Below are 18178 nucleotides of genomic sequence, written 5' to 3'. Positions count from 1 at the left end.
TTTGAGTGACCGTACGCGACGAATCACGTCGCGTCAAGCACCAGTCTTCGGAGGGCGATGTGGGCGAGCACGGATCCGAGCATGCGAGCAGCAACACTCACGGCAACGGCAACGGCCGACGTGAGGTGACCGTGAGCGATGTCGCGGCAGCCGCCCGAGTGTCGAAGGCGACCGCGGCTCGAGCACTCGGCGACTACGGCGCGGTCAGCGATTCCGTGCGGGAACGAGTGCAGCGCGCAGCCGAGGAACTCGGATACCGCGCGAACGCCCTCGCCCGCACGATGACCACCGGTCGCTCGAACACCATCGGCATCGTGGTCGGCGATATCGAGAACCCGTTCTTCGCTCAGGCGACTCGGGGCGCGGCCGACATCGCCGACACGGCAGGCTTCGATCTCATCCTCTCGAACTCCGACGAGGAGACCGAGTCCGAGGCGAAGGCGATCGGCGTCCAACTCGCCAAACGTGTCGACGGGCTGCTCGTCGCCCCGGCATCCTCGGTCGATATCCGCAACTTGCGCACGATCGTCGACGCCGGTCGCCCACTCGTCCTCTTCGATCGCGTCGCCGAAGGCATCGAGGCCGACGCGGTCATCGCTGCGAACCGCACCGGAGCCAGGAAACTCACCGGGCTGCTCACATCGGCCGGACATCGACGTATCGCCTTCATCTCAACGCTCCTTCACACCGACGGCTATCGCTCCGGCGAAGTGCTGGGGTCGTCTTCGGTCGCAGAGCGCGTCGCGGGATTCACGACCACCCTGGCCGAGGCCGGCATCCCTCGTCCGGAGGCATGGGTGCGCCTGAACGCACGTGCCGACGGCGTCGAGCGCGCCGCGGTCGAACTGATCACGGGACCGGATGCCGCGACCGCTGTCGTCGCGTCGGATTCGCGCATCGCCCTCGCGGTGTTCCGCGCGGCTCGCAGCGTCGGCCTCCGCATCCCCGAGGACCTCTCGCTCGTCGCATTCGACGACGCCGACTGGACCGGGCTCACGACACCGTCGATCACCGTCATGTCTCAGCCGATCCATGAGATCGGTGCCGAAGCTGCTCGGCTCCTGGTCCGGCGCATCCGCGGTGACGGGGGACCGTTCGTCACGAAGGTGCTCGACCAGCGGCTCATCGAGCGGGAATCGGTGGCTCCGCCGAGGCTCTGAATCGACGACGTGGCTGATCCGACGTGCAGCCGCGTCGACCGCCTACCGCGCCGGGATCCACACCCGCATCGTCGACGGGCCGCGCTCGGCCCACGCGTGGTACGGCACGAGCGGCACGTCGGCAGCGGCATCCGTTCGCGCATCGACGAGGCGCACGAGCACACTGCCGTCGCCATCGCCATCGCCATCGCCGCCGCCCACGCCGTCCGCACGAGCGGCGGGCGCGACGCCCGGATCGACCCGCAGGTCGGCGAAGTCGGATGCCGCGAGCGGCGTTCCGGCGAGGTCGACCGATTCGAGGGCGAACACCTCGGGGCCGCGCTCGACCACGAGGCATCCGCGCACCGCATCGACCCTGGGATCGGGCGAGGTGAACCGAGGCGCCATCGGCAGGCGCAGTTCGACCTCGTCGCCCGCGGCCCAGCGCCGTTCGAACGACACCTCGCCCGCGCGGCCGTGGGGCGAGGCATCCTGCACCTGCTCGAGCGACTCGCCGGCCGGGCGGATCACGAGCGTCGCGCCCTCGGCCCACACCGGCACGCGGAGCGAGAGCCGCCACGGGGCGGAGGCATCCGTCAGCACCCGCACACGCACCGAGCCGTCGGCGGGGTACGCCGTCGAGACGTCGAGCGCGACGGGCTGTCCGTCGTCGAGCACGGTGCGGATCGAGGCCGGCGCGTACTGGTGCAGCTGCACGCCCGCGGCATCCGCCGTCGCGAGGTACGCGGCGAGGCTCGCGAACGTGCGCGCCGTGTTCGGCGGGCAGCACGAGACGTCGAACCACGGCGCGCGCAGCGACGAGTGCGCACGCGGCGACACGACATCGGGATCGGCGGGCGCTCCCGGCACGCGCTGGTGCAGCGTGTTCGCATAGTAGAACGCCGTGCCCGAGGCATCCGGCGACGTCTCGACCACGTTGAAGAGCGTGCGCTCGATGAGGTCGGCGTGACGGGCGTCGCCGGTCGCGAGCAGCAGCCGCCAACTGAACATGACGGATGCCACGCCCGCGCACGTCTCGGAGTAGGCACGGTCGCTCGGCAGCTCCCAGTCCTCGCCGAAGGCCTCGTCCTGATGGTGCGATCCCTGCCCGCCCGTGACGTACGTGCGCCGCTCGAGCGTGCGCGACCACTGCCCGGCGAGCGCGCCGAACAGGTCGCGGTCGCCCGTCTCGATCGCGACGTCCGTCGCGCCCGAGGCCAGGTAGTTCGCCCGCACCGAGTGCCCGCGCAGGGCCTCGGCATCGCGCACGGCGACGTCGTCCTGATAGTAGGAGCGACCCCACTCGATGTCGGCGAGCGTGCCCCGGCCGTGACGTTCGACGAAGAGGCGGGCCTGCTCGACGTAGCGCGGTTCCCCCAACGCGCGACCGAGTTCGACCAGGCCCACCTCGACCTCGGCGTGCCCGCAGATGCGTTCGTCGCCGCCCTCGCCGAAGACCTCGCACACGTGGTCGGCCGCACGCCTCGCCACCTCGACGAGCGGGTCGGATGCCGCGGGCCCTGCTCCGTCGGCCGCATCCGCGGCCGTACCGCGCGCCAGCGTGCGGTGGCGGGCTACCGCCGCCTGGAACAGGTGCCCCAGGCAGTAGAGCTCGTGCCCCCACTCGAGGTCCGACCAGCGCGGCGGCTGGCCCTCGCGGCCGAAGCGCGTGTTGAGGTACCCGTCGGGCTCCTGGGCTGCCGCGACGCGGGCGACGACCGCCCGGAATCGGGCGTCGAGGGCGGCGGCGCGGGCGGCGGGATCGTGGTCCGGGTCCAGGTCTCGAGACGGCCCTGACGGGCCTCCTCGACCAGCGGGATCGTGATCCGGGTCCAGGTCTCGAGACGGCCCTGGCGGGCCTCCTCGACCAGCGGGATCGTGGTCCGGGTCCAGGTCTCGAGACGGCCCTGACGGGCCTCCTCGACCGGCGGGGGCGACGGATGCCTCGAGCCGTCCGATCTCCCAGGCGACCGCCTCGAGGTACTTGTAGACCTCGGAGTCGGAGAACTCACGGCCGCGACGGCCCTCGGCGAGCCCGCCGTCGACTGCGAGGTCGTAGTTCGCGAGCCATCCCTCGCGCTCGAGCCAGTGCTCGATGTGGTCGAGCGTCGCGGTGCCGTTGACGCGTTGGCGCTCGGCCCAGAGGCCGCCGGTGATGCGCACCTCGTCGATGCCGAGCGGGCGCAGCGCGCCCCTCGACGGCGAGACGGGCACGGCATGCGTCGTGGCCGCAGCGGTGGCGGTGGGCGAAGAGGTCATGGTCATCCCTTGAAGGCGCCCGACATGAAGCCGCGCACGTAGTGACGTTGGAGGATCAGGAAGAGCAGGATGCACGGCAGCGCGAGCACGACCACGCCGGCCTCGGTGGCGCCGTAGTCGACGACGCCCTGCACCTGGCCGCGGAGGTTCGAGATCGCGAGCGGCAGGGTCATCCGGTTCGAGTCGTTGATGAGGATGAGCGGTGCCATGAAGTCGTTCCACGCCGCGAGGAACGCGAACAGGCCGACCGTGATGAGCCCCGGCTTCACCGCGGGGACGAGCACACGCCAGAGCACGGTCCAGGCGGAGCATCCGTCGACCATCGCCGCCTCGTCGAGCTCACGCGGAATCGACTCGAACGAGATGCGCATCATGAACATCGAGAACGGCAACTGGAACATGGTGAGCACGAGGGCGACGCCGACGAGCGAATTCGACAGGCCGACCGAGTTCAGCAGCACGTAGAGCGGGATGAGCAGCGTCGCGTACGGCACCATCAGGATCGCTAGCGTCGAGAGGAACAGCAGGTCCTTGCCCGGAAAGGAGAACCGCGCGAACGCGTACCCGCCGAGCAGCGAGATCGTGAGCGTCAGCAGCACCGTCAGCAGCGAGACGAACGTCGAGTTGAGCAGGTACACCCAGATGCCGGCCTGGTAGTTCGCCAGCGTGACGTAGTTGCCGAAGCCCCAGCCGTCGGTCTGGTTCGTGCCCGCGAGCGGGCTGACCGACGAGATCGCGGTCCAGATGAGCGGGTAGAGGAACAGCAGCGCGAGGGCGGCCGTGAGCACCCAGTAGGGCGTTCGCAGGGCGATGCCGGCGACGGTCGTCGGCCGCTTGCGTGGAGCACCGCCGCGGTGGTTCGGCGCGACGATCGCGACGGTGGAGTCGGTGGGGGGCGTCGTACGACGTGTGACGAGACTCATCAGTCCTCCGCCTTCCTTCCGAACGCGCGGATCTGCGCGATGTTGATGACGACGAGCGCGAGCAGCACGATCACCGAGAGCGCGCCGGCGACGCCGAGGTCGTTCTGGCCCTGGAACGCCATGCTGTAGATGAGCTGCACGACCGTGATGGTCGAGTTGTCGGGGCCGCCCTTGGTGAGGATGTAGAACTGCTCGAACGCGAGCAGCGAACCCGTGACGCAGAGCACGGTCGTGAGCGCGAGGGTCGGGCGAAGCAGCGGGATCGTGATGCTCCGGAACGTCTGCCACCGCGAGGCGCCGTCGATGCGCGCGGCCTCGTAGACGTCTTCGGGAATGCCCTGCAGCCCGACGAGCATGAGCAGCATGTAGAAGCCCGCGTACCGCCAGACGATGAGGAACACCGTCGACCAGAGCGCGCCGTCGGGCGTGCCGAGGAAGGTGAACCCCCACGCCTTCATGAGATCGGCGAACGGTCCGGCGATCGGCGAGTACAGCACGTAGAAGAGCAGAGAGGCGGATGCCAGGCCGAGGGCGCTCGGCACGAGGAACGAGGTGCGCAGCAGGCCCTTCCACCGCGTCGACTCCTGCACGAGCATCGCGAGCCCGAGGCTCAGCGCGAGCAGGATGACCGTGGTCAGCACCGTGTACTTCAGCGTGAACCAGACCGAGTCCATGAAGAAGCGGTTGTCGACGGCCTCGACGTAGTTGGCCGGGAAGTTCCAGCCCTGGTTGCCGCCGAGGAGCGGCCAGTCGCTCGCCGACATCTGCAGCACGAGCAGCAGCGGCAGGCCGAACAGCAGCAGCACGAACAGCGCCGTCGGCAGCGCGAAGAGCCAACCGGTCACCGCGCCGCGGCGCCGAGCACGAGTGGTGCGGCGCCGGACAGGGGTGACCTGTCCGGCGCCGCGGACGGCGGTGCTCACTGCGAGAGCACCGCCGTGATCTCGTCGTTGTCGGCGTCGATGCTCGAGGCGTCGCCCAGCACCGCGTTGCGGACCATGGTCAGCCACGGGCTGTTCGGCGCGTTGAACGCCTGCTGGAAGTTGATCGCGACGGGGGTGTCGCCCTCGGCGGCGACCTCGTTGATCGTGATCAGGCGGGGGTCCTGCTGCGAGTACTCGTTGTCGGCGAGGTCGGAGCGCGAGACCACGTTGTTGTCCTTCGCGAGCACGCCGACCTGCGCGTCCTCGCTCATCATCCAGCTGAGGAAGTTCCACGCCTGCGCGGCCTTCTTGGAGTCCTTCGAGACGCCCATGCCGTCGCCGCCGACGAACGTCGATCCGCCGCCCTTCGGACCCGGGATGCCGGCGACGCCCACGTCGAACGGCGTCGAGGAGAGCAGCGTGGCCGGGTACGGCATCAGGCCGACCTTGCCCTCGGTGAATGCCGCGGTCCAGGTGGGTCCGGCCTCGTCCTGCGAGGAGGGCAGCACGGCGCCAGAATCCCAGAGATCCTTCCACGTCGCGTAGATGTCCTTCGCGGTGTCGCTCGCGAGCAGCGACTCGGTGCCGTCGTCGGAGAGCACGTCCTGGCCGTCGGCCCAGCTGCTCGGGAACCAGGTGAAGACGAGGCATCCGCCGCAGTTCAGGCCCGTCGCCGTGCCGTACGTGTCGGGCTTGTCGAGGGCCTGGATCGCCTTCGCCCACTCGGCGAACTCCTCGAGGTTCGCGGGGCCTGCTTCGGCGTCGAGGCCTGCCTCGGTCGCGAGGTCCTTGTTCCAGAAGAGCATCGAGAGGTCGAGCACGAACGGCAGCACGTACTCCTTGCCGTCGAGCGTGCCCGCCGCGAGGTGGCCCTTGTTGATCGAGTCCTTGTAGTCGAGGCCGTCGATGTTGGCCGTGAGGTCTTGGAACAGCCCCTGCTTCACCCAGTTCGGCACGTAGACGATGTCGGCCGCGAAGAGATCGGGCAGGCCGTTGGAACCGGCCGCGGCGCCGACCTTCGCGACGTAGTCGTCGTTCGGCACGACCGTGAGCTCGACCTGGTTCTCGTGGCTGTCGTTGTAGGCCTCGACGAGCAGCTTGGCCTGCTTCTCGAGGGGGGCGCGGGTCCAGAGGGTCAGCGTCGAACCGTCGTCGACGCCCTCGACCCCGGCGTCGGCGAGGCTCGAGGCGTCGCCGCCGTCGTCGCCGCCGGAACAGGCCGCGAGCCCGAACATGAGGGCGCCGGCGGCGAGCAGTGCCCCAGCCCGCGTCATCCGGCGATTGCGTGATCTCATCCGTGTACTCCTTGCTCATCGTTGAGTGGGTGCCCAAAGCGCCCGGAATGTCAGTGCTGGTGCGCGGCGTTCCGAAATTCCCGAAAGGCCTTTCGGCACGCTACAGTGTGAATCTCGCGGCCGTCAAGAGTGCGAACCGGTAGCGTTTCAGTCGAGGAGGCGAACATGGCGCGCAACGGTGCGGGAGGCTCGAAGGCCGCCACGCTGAACGACGTCGCACGCATGGCCGGCGTCTCGCTCGCCACCGCGTCGAAGGCCATCAACGGCCGCGATCAGGTCGCACCCGCCACCCGCCAGCGCGTCATCGAAGCCGCCGAGCAGCTCTCATTCACCCCGAATTCGCTCGCCCGCAGCCTCATCGCGGGCCGCACCGGAACCGTCGGCCTGCTCACCAGCGACCTCGAGGGACGCTTCGTGATCCCCATCCTCATGGGCGCCGAAGACGCGTTCGGCGCCGGGCAGATCAACGTCTTCCTCTGCGATGCGCGCGGCGACTCCATCCGCGAGCAGCACCACCTCAAGGCGCTGCTCAACCGCCGCGTCGACGGCATCATCGTCGTCGGCCGCCAGACCGACCCGCGCCCCTCGCTCGGGCAAGATCTGCCGGTGCCCGTCGTGTACGCGTACGCGCCCTCCGATGACGCGAACGACGTGTCGGTCACGCCCGACAACGTCGCCGGCGGGCGCCTGGCCGTCGACCACCTGCTCGCCACAGGCCGACGCCGTATCGCCCACATCACGGGCGAGCCCGAGTACGCCGCCGCACAGGATCGCGCGATCGGCGTTCGAGCCGCGCTCGCCGGGGCCGGCCTCGACCTCGTCGGAGACGTCATGACCTCGAGCTGGAGCGAGCACTGGGGCCGCGCGGCAGCGGGCATGCTGCTGGCCCAGCATCCCGACGTCGACGGCATCGTCGCCGGATCCGACCAGATCGCGCGCGGCGTCATCGACACGCTGCGCGATCTGGGCAAGCGCGTACCCGAGGACGTCGCCGTCATCGGCTACGACAACTGGGAGGTGCTCGCCCTCAACTCCCGCCCCGAGCTCACGAGCATCGACGCCAACCTCCAGCAACTCGGACGCACCGCGGCCATGCGCATCTTCGACGCCATCGACGGCGCCGAACCCGACCCCGGCGTGCACCGCCTGCCGGTTCGGCTCGTGATCCGCGGGTCGACGATCGAGCGTCGCTGAGCGGCGCGCCCGCTCGACGTCGTGTGCGGGGCGGGCGTGGTCTGACCGGGACCGAGCCCGGGTGGGGCCGCGATCCCGGAGGCGGGGCGCGAGCGGCGCGCGGCGCGCGAGGCGCGGTGCGCGGTGCGCAAGCCGCGGTGCGCGAGCCGCGAGGCGCGAGCGTGGGCGGCACCAGCGGCGACGGAAGCGGATGTCCCGTCGCGAACTCGCGCTACATCGCTACATCGCTACATCGCTACATCGCTACATCGCTACATCGCTACATCGCTACATCGCTACAGCATTCACGAACGGATACCTCTCCACGCGCCCACGACCGCAGTCGCCGAAGCCCCCCAACGGGCGGCGTGGCATGGCGAGCGGGACGGACAGTACGTTGAGCACGGCATGCGGCACGGGCGGTCGGTGGGTCGAAGCGCGGCGGGCACGGCGGGCACGACGAGCGCAGCCAGCGCCGGCCAGCGCAGCCAGCGCAGCCAGCGCAGCCAGCGCGGCCAGCGCAGCCAGCGCAGCCAGCGCGGCCAGCGCGGCCAGCGCGGCCAGCGCGGCCAGCGCGGCCAGCGCAGCCAGCGCAGCCAGCGCAGCCAGCACGGCCAGCACGGCCAGCACGGCCAGCACGGCCAGCACGGCCAGCACGGCCAGCACGGCCAGCCAATCAGCTCAGTCGGCGCGCCGGGCGAAGGTATGGCGGTACTCCGTCGGCGAGGTGCCGAGCACGCGGCGGAAGTGCAGGCGCAGGTTGGCGCCCGTGCCGAGGCCGACGCGTGCCGCGACCTGCTCGACGCCGAGGTCGGTGCGCTCGAGCAACTCGCGTGCGAGGTCGATGCGCGCCCGCAGGATCCACTGCATGGGCGTGTAGCCCGTGTCCTCGACGAAGCGGCGCGAGAACGTCCGCGTCGACACGTTCGCGTTGCGCGCCAGATCGTCGAGGGCGAGCGGCTCGTCGAGGCGCTCGATCGCCCAGTGGCGGGTGGCGGCGAACCGTTCGCCGAGATCGTCGGGCAGGGCGCGCGGCACGAACTGCGCCTGGCCGCCGCTGCGGTACGGCGCCGCCACGAGGCGCCGCGCGACGTGGTTCGACAGGCCGACGCCGTGGTCGCGACGCACGAGATGCAGGCAGAGGTCGATGCCCGACGCCGCACCGGCAGAGGTGAGCACGAGCCCCTCGTCGACGAACAGCACGTTCTCATCGACCCGGACGAGCGGATGCCGCGCCGCGAGCGCACGCGTGTAGTGCCAGTGCGTCGTGGCCCGACGTCCGTCGAGCAGGCCGGTCGCGGCGAGCGCGAACGCCCCCGTCGAGATCGCCGCGAGGCGCGCCCCGCGCGCGTGCGCCGCGAGCAGCGCGTCGACGACCGGGGGCGGCGGCGGCTCGGCATCCGGATTCCGGTAGCCCGGGATGAAGATCGTCTCGGCCCACGCGAACGCCTCGAGTCCATCGGCCACGTGATACGAGAGCCCGTCGCCTCCGGTGACGGGCCCGGGCGCGGCCCCGCACACGCGCACCTCGTAGGGCATCGACGCCCGGGTCGTGAAGATCTGCGCCGGAATGCCGACGTCGAGCGGCTTCGCCCCCTCGAGCACGAGCACGGCGACCCGGTGCTTGCGGCGGGCCCGATGCGATGGCATGCGGCCAGCCTGCCACCCACCGCAACGATCGCGCCATGGCGGCGAGGCCCCAGGCGTGCCTGAGACGGCCCCGCCGGGCCCGTGGAGGAACAGTCACGGGAGCGATCGACCGTGTGGAGATCGTCCGAGGTGAGATCGCCGACCCGGCGGGGCGTTGCGAGAACCGTAGTCCGCGAGCCCGCCGACCACCAGCGTCCCGAGACGTTCGCCCTCGAACTGGGGGCCTGCCGAGGCGCCGCTTGTCGGGCACCTCGCGCAGGGGCGCCGCTCGCCTCGGCACCGCCGACCGCCCCGTGTCAACCCCGCGCCGCGGCATCCGTCGCGCCGATAGGCTGGGCGGCAGTGACACGGGGTGCCGCGCGCCCGCTCGATCAGGCAAGCGCGGCTGAGAACACACCCGTCGAACCTGATCTAGTTCGAACTAGCGAAGGGATGTCGCGTGAGCGATCGCCTGTCCACCGACCCTGCCGACGACACCGGACGCGCCCGCGACGCCGCCGGTCCCGACACGGCCGCCGCCCACGCTGCCGACACGGCTGCTGCCCACGCTGCGGCGAGCGCGCAGTTGCTCGCGGCGCTGCGCGGGTCCTCGCCCCTCGTGCACTGCATCACGAACAGCGTCGTCACGAACTTCACCGCGAACGCGCTGCTCGCGATCGACGCGGCCCCCGCGATGGTCGACATCCCCGTCGAGGCCGGCATCTTCGCGGGCATCGCGTCGGGCCTGCTCGTGAACCTCGGCACCCCGCACGAGGAGCAGCGCGAAGCCGCCCGCGAGGCCGTGGCCGCGGCATCCGTCGCCGGAACCCCGTGGGTGCTCGATCCCGTCGCCGTCGGCGGGCTCCCCGTTCGCACCGCGCTCGCGCACGAGCTCGTCGCACAGCGCCCGACCGCGATCCGGGGCAACGCGAGCGAGATCATCGCGCTCGCCGGCGCAGGAGCCGGCGGGCGCGGAGTCGACGCCGCCGACACGACCGACGCCGCCGCGGACGCCGCCGCGCACCTCGCCCGCACGCACGGGTCGGTGGTCGCCGTGTCGGGGCCCGTCGACCTCATCACCGACGGCCGCCGCACCGTCCGCATCGCGAACGGCGACGTGCTGCTCACCCGCATGACGGGCGGCGGCTGCGCCCTCGGAGCCGTGACGGCGGCGTTCCTCGGCGCGAGCCGTGCCGACGCCGATCCTGCCGACGCGTTCGCGGCCACCGTCGCCGCGACCCTCGTCTACACGATCGCCGCCGAGATCGCGGCCGCAGCTGCGGCGGGCCCCGGCACGTTCGCCCCGGCCTTCCTCGACGCGCTCGCCCTCGTCACCCCGGGCGAGGTCGCCGAACGCGCCCGCATCACGGTGACGGATGCCGCGACCGACGGGAGCCGCGCATGAGCACCAGGGCCCGGCTCGACCTCTCGATCACCCTCGTCACCGACGCCGCGCTCTGCGGCGAGCGCGGGGTGCCCGCCGTCGTGGCCGACGCCGTCGACGGCGGGGTGCGCGTCGTGCAGCTGCGCGACAAGACCGCGACCGACGACAACCTCCTGCGTCAGCTCGAAGCCCTCGCCGTCGTGATCGACGGCCGCGCCGCGCTGCTCGTCAACGACCGCGTCGACGTCGTCGTCTCGGCGCGCGAACGCGGGCTGCCCGTGCACGGCGTGCATCTCGGACAGGGCGACACCGCGGCATCCGTCGCCCGTGAGCTGCTGGGCGACGACGTCGTCATCGGGCTCACCGCGAACACCCCCGAACACCTCGCCACGCTGCGGCGCATGCCCAGGCGCGACGTCGACTACCTCGGCGTCGGCGTGATCCGCCCGACGTCGACGAAACCCGACCATCCGCCGGCGCTCGGCATCGACGGGTTCGCGCGGTTCGCCGCCGAGGCCGAGCTGCCCTGCGTCGCGATCGGCGGCATCACGCTGGCGGATGTCGCGGCCCTCCGCCACTCGGGCGCGGCCGGCGTCGCCGTCGTCTCGGCGATCTGCGCCGCGGACTCCCCGCGCGACGCGGCCGAGGCGTTCGTTGCGGCGTGGAGCGGCCGATGAGCGCCGACGTGCGGCGGGCGCCGCACACGCGCGCGGTGCCGCGAGTGCGCCGGGTGCCGCGCGTGCTGAGCATCGCGGGCAGTGACCCGTCGGGCGGTGCCGGCATCCAGGCCGACCTCAAGTCCATCGCGGCCGTCGGCGGCTACGGCATGTCGGCGATCACGGCCCTGACCGCGCAGAACACGCGCGGGGTGCGGGGCGTGCACGTGCCGCCGTCGGCGTTCCTCGCCGAGCAGCTCGACGCCGTCGCCGACGACATCACGGTCGACGCGGTGAAGATCGGCATGCTCGCGAACGCCGAGGTGATCGGGGTCGTCGCCGGGTGGCTTCGCCGCATCGAGCCGCCGATCGTCGTGCTCGACCCCGTCATGGTGGCCACGAGCGGCGACCGGCTGCTCGACGCCGACGCCGAGGCGGCGCTTCGCGACCTGCTCCCCCTCGCCGACCTCATCACCCCGAACCTGCTCGAGCTCGCCGTGCTCGCGGGCGCCGAACGCGCGTCGACCTGGCCCGACGCGATCGCGCAGGCCGAGGCCGTCTCGTCCGCCACGGGCGCCCGCGTGCTCGCGAAGGGCGGGCACCTCGACGGCGCCGACGCTCCCGACGCGCTCGTGCACGCGGCATCCGGCACCGTCGTCTCGTTCGGCGGCGCCCGCATCGCGACGACCGCGACGCACGGCACCGGATGCTCGCTGTCCTCGGCGATCGCGACCCTGCAGGCCGAGCTCGGCGACTGGGAGGCCGCCGTCGGCGAGGCACGGCGCTGGCTGCGCGAGTCGCTGCGCCACGGCGCGTCGCTCGAGGTCGGCGGCGGGCACGGACCCGTGAGCCACTTCGCCGGGCTCTGGTCGCGCGGCGGCGTGCGCACCGCGCCCACGCCCGACGAGATCGAGTCCGAGTGGTGGGCCGGCATCGCCGACGTGCGCGCGGCCATCGACGACCTGCCGTTCATCCGCGGACTGGCCGACGGCACGCTCGCGCGCGAGCCGTTCCTCGGGTACCTCGCGCAGGACGCGCTCTACCTGCGCGACTACGCGCGCGTGCTCGCCGAGGCGTCGCGTCTGGCACCGGATGCCGCGGGGCAGGCGTTCTGGGCGAACTCCGCGCACGGCTCGCTCGTCGGCGAGCTCGAGCTGCACGCCGACTGGCTCGCCGGCGCGCACGGCCCGGGCGCCGGCGACGGCGAGGGGCCCATCGACGGCGGGCGCACCGGCACGCACGGCACCTCCGTCGACGGCCCGGCCGCGTCGGCCGCGTCGGTCGCCGACCCGCTGCACGCCGCCGCCACGTTCGCCGCCGAACCCGACGCCGCGACGACCGCGTACCTCGACCACCTGCTCGCCACGGCGGCGCGCGGCGACTACGCGGTGCTCGCCGCGGCGGTGCTCCCGTGCTTCTGGATCTACGTCGACCTCGGCGAGCGCCTCGCGGCCGGCGAGTTCGGTGCGCAGGCGCTCGACCCGGGGCATCCGTACGCCTCGTGGCTCGCGACCTACTCGGATCCGGCGTTCGCGCACGCCACGCGCGAGGCGATCGGGCTCGTCACCCGGCTCGCGGCCGACGCGACGCCCGAGCGTCGGGCGGCGATGCACCGCGCGTTCCGGATCTCGTCGGAGCACGAGCGCGCCTTCTTCGCCGCCCCGCTCGCCCTGCACTGAGCCCACCTCGAAGCACCACCGCGCCCGAATCGGCGCCGGAGTGCCGAATCGGCGGCACCGAACCCGCCCTCGCGCGCCGACTCGGCACTCAGGTGAGACGAGCCGCCCGCGTGGCCGGTTGCGCGAGCCGGGGCGGCGGCGTTGACTTGGCGTATGCGCGTCGTCATCGCCGGAGGTCACGGCAAGATCGCCCTCATCCTCGAGCGTCTGCTCGCCGACGGCGGGCACGAGCCCGTCGCGCTCGTCCGCGATCCGGGCCATGCGCCCGACGTCGCCGCGGCCGGGGCGGAGCCGTTCGTGCTCGATCTCGAGGCGGCATCCGTCGACGAGGTCGCCGCCGCGCTCGAGGGCGCCGACGCCGCGGTCTTCGCGGCCGGTGCGGGTCCCGGCAGCACCGCCGAGCGCAAGCTCACAGTCGACCGCGACGGGGCGATCCTGCTCGCCGACGCGGCGATCCGGGCGCGGGTGCCGCGCATCGTCGTGATCTCGGCCATGCGCGCCGACGACTTCGACGAGGCCTCCGACGACGTGTTCCAGATCTACCTGCGCGCCAAGAGCGAAGCGGATGCCGCGGTGCGCAGCACCCCGCTCGACTGGACCATCGTCCGGCCGGGCGCCCTGACCGACGACGCCCCGTCAGGACTCGTGGACGTCGGCTCCTCGCTGCCCGGCGGGTCGATCAGCCGCTCCGACGTCGCCGCCGTCGTGGCGGCGGTGCTCACCTCGGGCGCCGGCTCGCGCACCCAGTTCGACCTGATCTCGGGCGAGACGCCCGTGGCATCCGCCCTCGCCACCCTCATGACCGCAGACTGAGCCGATGGCCGTCTTCGACACGCTCCGGGCCTCGAGGCGGCTGCCCGTGCTGCAGGTCGCGAAGACGTCGGTCGCCACGATCGCCGCCTGGCTCATCGCCGGCGCCCTGATTCCCGCGCAGCTGCCGGTGTTCGCCGCGATCGCGGCGCTGCTCGTCGTGCAGCCGAGCGTGAACCAGTCGCTCGGCAAGGGCATCGAGCGTTCGATCGGCGTCATGCTCGGCGTCGTCGTGGCATCGGCGCTGTCGCTCGTGTTCGGCACGAACTCCTGGATCGTGCTGCTCGCCGTGCTCGTCGCGATCTTCATCGCGTGGTCGCTGAAGATGACGCCCGCGACTGGCAACCAGGTCGCGATCTCCGCGATGCTCACCCTCGCGCTCGGAGCGGCGACGCCGAACTACGCGCTCGACCGCGTGCTCGAGACGCTCATCGGCGCCGCGATCGGCATCATCGTGAACGCGGCGATCGTGCCGCCCGTCGCGATCGCGCCTGCACGGCGCGAGGTCGGCATGCTCGGCGGCGAACTCGCGGCGTCGGCCGACCGGCTGGCGGCGGCCCTCGAGACCACGCAGACGCGGGCCGACATCCAGACCCTGATGATCGAGGCCCGCCTGCTGCGGCCGATGCGCGAGGCCGCCGACGCGGCCATCGCGGCCGGCACCGAGTCGCTCACGTTGAACCCGCGCCGCTCGGCGCACCGCGAGGAGCTGGCGCAGCTGCGCACCCTGCTCGAGCAGCTCGGGCCGATCGTGACCCAGCTCATCGGCATGACGCGGGCGTTCGCCGACCACTACGACGAGTCGCTGCACGACGAGCCGACGGTGCGCGCGATCGCCGAGCAGCTGCACCGCGTCGCGCACGACATCCGCCTCGCGGCCCGGGTCGCCGAGCCCGAGCCCGAGCCGATGACCTCGATGGTGCCGGCGCTCACCTCCGCGCTCATCGTGCGGCCGCCGACCTCGTCGCACTGGATCCTCATCGGCTCGCTGATGGAGGACCTGCGGCGCATCCGTGAAGAGCTGGGAGCGGAGACCTGATGACCGATGCGATCGAGTCGGGGGCCGGCGTGGCCGGGTTCGACTTCTTCTCCGCCGGCGAGCTGCCCGCGCCGAACCTGTCGGCGCCGGAGGTCGCCGCGATCCTCCTCGACGAGTGGGGCCTCGACGTCGAGCTGCGGCCGCTCGGCAGCCAGCAGGACCAGAACTTCCTCGCGCTCGCGCGGGGCGGGTCGGCGGGCGACGCGGCGGGCGAGGCCGCGGGCGAGGCCGCGGGCGGGGCGGGCGATGGCGGCGGCGACCGCGCCGGTGCGCCCGTCGGCGTCGTGAAGATCACGAACCCGGCCTTCACCGCCACCGAGCTCGCCGCGCAGGATGCCGCCGCGGGGCGCATCGCCCGGCACGCGCCGGAGTTGCGCGTCGCGACCACGACGACGGATGCCGCGGGCCGGCCGCGCTCGGTCATCGCCGACACGAGCGACGGGCTGCGCAGCATCCGCGTCATCTCGTACCTCGACGGCGGAACCCTCACCGGCGGTGCCCACCTGCCGCCGCGCATCGTCGAGCGCATGGGCGAGGTCGCGGCGCTCACGAGCCTCGCGCTCGCGGACTTCGAGCACGCGGGCCTCGACCGGGTGCTGCAGTGGGATCCGCGCTTCGCCGACCGCGTCGTCGAGCTCCTCGCGCCCCATCACCCCGACGCCGACCGGCGCAGGCAGGTGACGGATGCCGCGACCGCCGCCTGGGCGACGCTCGCCGCGCTCGCCTCCGACCTGCCCCTGCAGGCGGTGCACCTGGATCTCACCGACGACAACGTCGTGCGGGCGGCGGACGGCGACGGCCTGCCCGACGGGCTCATCGACTTCGGCGACGTGACCCGCTCGTGGGCGGTCGCCGAACTCGCGATCACGATCTCCTCGGTGTTGCACCACGCGGGCGCCGAGCCCGTCTCGGTGCTGCCGGCGATCCGCGCGTTCCACGCGCGGCGCCCGCTCGCGCCCGCCGAGGTCGCCGCGATCTGGCCGCTCGTCGTGGTGCGCGGCGCCGTGCTCGTGGTCAGCGGCGAGCATCAGGTGCAGCTCGACGCCGGCGAGAACGCCTACGCCGCCGACGGCCTCGAGCGCGAGTGGCGCATCTTCGCGCAGGCCGCCTCGATTCCGTCGGAGGTCATGACGGGCACGATCGCCGCCGCGCTCGGCATGGATCCCGCCGGCATGCCGGGCGCGCCGCGTGCCGCCGGGGCCGACGCGCCGCTCGACCGGCTCGTGCTCGGACTCGAGCCCTCCGAGGCGGCGCGGCTCGACGTCTCGGCGATGTCGCCCGACGTCGACGCGGGCGCCTGGCTCGACGGCGACGACCTCGAGGAGCGGCTCGCCCGCGCCGCCCTCGCCCGCGCCGCCGCCGCGGTGCTGCCGCGCGGCGTCCCCCGCCTGACGCAGAGCCGGCCGCACGCCGAGATCTCGGCGGCGACCGTGCCGACGGGCGTCGACGTGTGGTTCCGCTCCGCGACGGCGCTCACGAGCCCGGGCGACGGCGTCGTCACGACCTCGGGCACCGGCCTCGTCGCGGTCGCGCTGCACGGCGGCCTGCGCCTCGACCTCGATGCGACGCGCACCGTCGAGCCGCATCGCGCGCTCACGAACACCCCCGCCTCCGGCACGAAGCTGGCCGCCGGCTCGTCCCTCGGCACGGCCGCCGCGGGCGTGCGGCTGCGCATCCGCCTCCAGCCGGCGGACGCCCCGCCCGCCCCGCACGCCGTGCGGCCGGAGCTCGCGGCGGGCTGGCTCGCCCTCACGGCGGATACCTCGCCGCTGCTCGGGCTCGCGGCATCCGCCCCCGGCATTGCCGACGCCGCCGGCGCATCCGTCGCCGTTGCGGCCGCAACAGCCGGCGCCCCCGCGGCATCCGACGCCTCGGCCCTGCTCGACCGCCGCGACGCGACCCTCGCCCGGGTGCAGGAGCACTACTACGCCGAGCCGCCCCGCATCGAGCGCGGATGGCGCGAGCACCTCGTGGACGTCGACGGCCGCGTCTACCTCGACATGGTCAACAACGTCACGCCCCTCGGGCACGGGCACGTCGGGGTCGCCGACGCCGTCGAGGCGCAACTGCGGCGGCTGAACACGAACTCGCGCTTCCACTACGGCGCGGTCGTCGAGTACGCCGAACGGCTCGCGGCCCTCGCGCCCGACGGGCTCGACACGGTGTTCCTCGTGAACTCCGGTTCCGAGGCCACCGACCTCGCGATCCGCATCGCGCTCGCCGCCACCGGCCACCGCGACGTCGTCGCCGTCCGCGAGTCGTACCACGGCTGGACGTACGCCTCCGATGCCGTCAGCACCTCCATCGCCGACAACCCCGACGCCCTCGCGACCCGCCCCGACTGGGTCCACACGGTCGACGCGCCGAACCCGTTCCGCGGCCGGCACCGAGGGGCGGATGCCGCGCGCTACGCGCCCGAGGCCGCCGCCGTCATCGCCGGGCTCGCCGCCGAGGGGCGCCCGCCCGCCGCGTTCATCGCCGAGACCTTCTTCGGCAACGCCGGCGGCATCCCCCTGCCCGACGGATACCTCGCCGGCGTCTACACGGCGGTGCGCGCCGCCGGCGGGCTCGCGATCGCCGACGAGGTGCAGGCCGGATTCGGCCGGCTGGGCAGCTGGTTCTGGGGCTTCGAGCAGCAGCGCGTCGTGCCCGACGTCATCGCCGTCGCGAAGGCCGCGGGCAACGGCTACCCGCTGGGCGCCGTCATCACGACGCGCGCCGTCGCCGAGGCGTTCGGCAACCAGGGCGCGTTCTTCTCCTCGACGGGCGGCAGCCCCGCTTCGAGCGCCGCCGGCCTCGCCGTGCTCGACGCGTTCCGCGACGAGCACCTGCAGCGCAACGCCCTCGACGTCGGCACGAGGCTGAAGGGCCGCCTCGAGGAGCTCGCGACGCGGCATCCGCTCATCGGCGCCGTACACGGGCTCGGGCTGTACCTCGGCGTCGAGTTCGTGCGCGACCGCGAGACGCTCGAGCCCGCGACCGACGAGACCGCCGCGATCTGCGAACGCCTGCTCGGCCTCGGCGTGATCATGCAGCCCACCGGCGACCACCGCAACGTGCTGAAGACCAAGCCGCCGCTGTGCCTCACCGAGGAGTCCGCCGACTTCTTCGTCGCGATGCTCGATCGGGTGCTCGTCGAAGGCTGGTGAGACATGCGGGGCGCCGACCGGGATGTCAACCCCCTCCGTGTCGATCGAAGGTTCGATGCGGGCGTCGGCGGGCCTGCATAGGCTGGCGATATCCGACCGGGATCCGAACGACGACGGCAG

General features: G+C 72.8%; 14 protein-coding genes and 1 riboswitch. Of the genes, 8 read left to right on the top strand and 6 right to left on the bottom strand.

Translation table 11 applies throughout. From position 1 onward, the window contains the following. Positions 1-59 precede the first annotated feature (59 nt). Complete coding sequence (locus tag GQQ92_RS10575; RefSeq protein ID WP_156999228.1) at positions 60-1160, top strand: LacI family DNA-binding transcriptional regulator; 1101 nt, start codon at positions 60-62, stop codon at positions 1158-1160. Positions 1161-1202: 42 nt separating this feature from the next. Here GQQ92_RS10575 and GQQ92_RS10570 read toward each other — a convergent pair whose 3' ends face one another. The 4 genes from GQQ92_RS10570 to GQQ92_RS10555 form a co-directional block, all read right to left on the bottom strand. Next, complete coding sequence (locus tag GQQ92_RS10570) at positions 1203-3398, bottom strand: glycoside hydrolase family 127 protein (protein ID WP_232057635.1); 2196 nt, start codon at positions 3396-3398, stop codon at positions 1203-1205. A 2-nt stretch (positions 3399-3400) separates the two neighbouring features. Continuing rightward, positions 3401-4321: a carbohydrate ABC transporter permease gene (locus GQQ92_RS10565; protein ID WP_156999227.1), complete on the bottom strand. Its 921-nt coding sequence runs from the start codon at positions 4319-4321 to the stop codon at positions 3401-3403. Beyond that, a complete protein-coding gene (locus tag GQQ92_RS10560; RefSeq protein ID WP_232057634.1) occupies positions 4321-5166 on the bottom strand; it encodes a carbohydrate ABC transporter permease in 846 nt (281 codons plus the stop codon). Before GQQ92_RS10560 ends, GQQ92_RS10565 begins: the two co-directional genes overlap by 1 nt. Positions 5167-5240: 74 nt before the next feature. Further along, positions 5241-6539 carry an ABC transporter substrate-binding protein gene (locus tag GQQ92_RS10555; RefSeq protein ID WP_156999225.1) on the bottom strand — a complete coding sequence of 433 codons (1299 nt, stop codon included), beginning with the start codon at positions 6537-6539 and terminating at the stop codon, positions 5241-5243. Between the two features lie 165 nt (positions 6540-6704). Between GQQ92_RS10555 and GQQ92_RS10550 the strand changes: the two genes are divergently transcribed. Continuing rightward, positions 6705-7733 (top strand): LacI family DNA-binding transcriptional regulator, encoded by a 1029-nt coding sequence (locus tag GQQ92_RS10550; RefSeq protein WP_156999224.1) that lies wholly within the window; start codon positions 6705-6707, stop codon positions 7731-7733. Between the two features lie 267 nt (positions 7734-8000). Here GQQ92_RS10550 and GQQ92_RS10545 read toward each other — a convergent pair whose 3' ends face one another. Both GQQ92_RS10545 and GQQ92_RS10540 read right to left on the bottom strand, forming a co-directional pair. After that, on the bottom strand, positions 8001-8378 hold the full coding sequence (locus GQQ92_RS10545; RefSeq protein ID WP_156999223.1) for a hypothetical protein: 378 nt from the start codon (positions 8376-8378) through the stop codon (positions 8001-8003). 15 nt (positions 8379-8393) lie between these two features. Beyond that, the gene (locus GQQ92_RS10540) at positions 8394-9362 is read right to left on the bottom strand and encodes a GlxA family transcriptional regulator (RefSeq protein WP_156999222.1); all 969 of its coding nucleotides are present in this window, start codon (positions 9360-9362) and stop codon (positions 8394-8396) included. Between the two features lie 338 nt (positions 9363-9700). Continuing rightward, a riboswitch (TPP riboswitch) is annotated at positions 9701-9812 on the top strand. On the opposite strand from GQQ92_RS10540, the gene thiM reads away from it, so the two are divergent. The 6 genes from thiM (at position 9802) to GQQ92_RS10510 (ending at position 18058) form a co-directional block, all read left to right on the top strand. Further along, positions 9802-10746 carry a hydroxyethylthiazole kinase gene (gene thiM / locus GQQ92_RS10535; RefSeq protein WP_269149166.1) on the top strand — a complete coding sequence of 315 codons (945 nt, stop codon included), beginning with the start codon at positions 9802-9804 and terminating at the stop codon, positions 10744-10746. It overlaps the preceding riboswitch by 11 nt. After that, complete coding sequence (gene thiE, locus GQQ92_RS10530) at positions 10743-11402, top strand: thiamine phosphate synthase (RefSeq protein ID WP_156999221.1); 660 nt, start codon at positions 10743-10745, stop codon at positions 11400-11402. The genes thiM and thiE overlap by 4 nt, the downstream gene beginning before the upstream one ends. Then, the gene (gene thiD / locus GQQ92_RS10525) at positions 11399-13060 is read left to right on the top strand and encodes a bifunctional hydroxymethylpyrimidine kinase/phosphomethylpyrimidine kinase (protein ID WP_156999220.1); all 1662 of its coding nucleotides are present in this window, start codon (positions 11399-11401) and stop codon (positions 13058-13060) included. Before thiE ends, thiD begins: the two co-directional genes overlap by 4 nt. Before the next feature lie 153 nt (positions 13061-13213). Next, complete coding sequence (locus GQQ92_RS10520) at positions 13214-13873, top strand: NAD(P)H-binding protein (protein WP_156999219.1); 660 nt, start codon at positions 13214-13216, stop codon at positions 13871-13873. Positions 13874-13877: 4 nt separating this feature from the next. Further along, a complete protein-coding gene (locus GQQ92_RS10515; RefSeq protein WP_156999218.1) occupies positions 13878-14909 on the top strand; it encodes an FUSC family protein in 1032 nt (343 codons plus the stop codon). Continuing rightward, the gene (locus tag GQQ92_RS10510; RefSeq protein WP_156999217.1) at positions 14909-18058 is read left to right on the top strand and encodes an aminotransferase; all 3150 of its coding nucleotides are present in this window, start codon (positions 14909-14911) and stop codon (positions 18056-18058) included. Before GQQ92_RS10515 ends, GQQ92_RS10510 begins: the two co-directional genes overlap by 1 nt. The last annotated feature ends 120 nt before the right edge of the window (positions 18059-18178 follow it).

This window comes from Agromyces terreus, assembly GCF_009749465.1.
Taxonomy (GTDB): domain Bacteria; phylum Actinomycetota; class Actinomycetes; order Actinomycetales; family Microbacteriaceae; genus Agromyces; species Agromyces terreus.
Note: the sequence above shows the minus strand (reverse complement) of the source record. Positions and strands in the feature narration are given on the sequence as shown.

What these genes read in the sequence shown, in the direction of transcription:
- GQQ92_RS10565 (WP_156999227.1), bottom strand. Translation starts at nt 4,321, where the DNA reads ATGAGTCTCGTCACACGTCGTACGACGCCCCCCACCGACTCCACCGTC.
- thiE (WP_156999221.1), top strand. Translation starts at nt 10,743, where the DNA reads ATGAGCACCAGGGCCCGGCTCGACCTCTCGATCACCCTCGTCACCGAC.
- GQQ92_RS10555 (WP_156999225.1), bottom strand. Translation starts at nt 6,539, where the DNA reads ATGAGATCACGCAATCGCCGGATGACGCGGGCTGGGGCACTGCTCGCC.
- GQQ92_RS10540 (WP_156999222.1), bottom strand. Translation starts at nt 9,362, where the DNA reads ATGCCATCGCATCGGGCCCGCCGCAAGCACCGGGTCGCCGTGCTCGTG.
- GQQ92_RS10570 (WP_232057635.1), bottom strand. Translation starts at nt 3,398, where the DNA reads ATGACCTCTTCGCCCACCGCCACCGCTGCGGCCACGACGCATGCCGTG.
- GQQ92_RS10510 (WP_156999217.1), top strand. Translation starts at nt 14,909, where the DNA reads ATGACCGATGCGATCGAGTCGGGGGCCGGCGTGGCCGGGTTCGACTTC.
- GQQ92_RS10520 (WP_156999219.1), top strand. Translation starts at nt 13,214, where the DNA reads ATGCGCGTCGTCATCGCCGGAGGTCACGGCAAGATCGCCCTCATCCTC.
- GQQ92_RS10550 (WP_156999224.1), top strand. Translation starts at nt 6,705, where the DNA reads ATGGCGCGCAACGGTGCGGGAGGCTCGAAGGCCGCCACGCTGAACGAC.
- thiD (WP_156999220.1), top strand. Translation starts at nt 11,399, where the DNA reads ATGAGCGCCGACGTGCGGCGGGCGCCGCACACGCGCGCGGTGCCGCGA.
- GQQ92_RS10515 (WP_156999218.1), top strand. Translation starts at nt 13,878, where the DNA reads ATGGCCGTCTTCGACACGCTCCGGGCCTCGAGGCGGCTGCCCGTGCTG.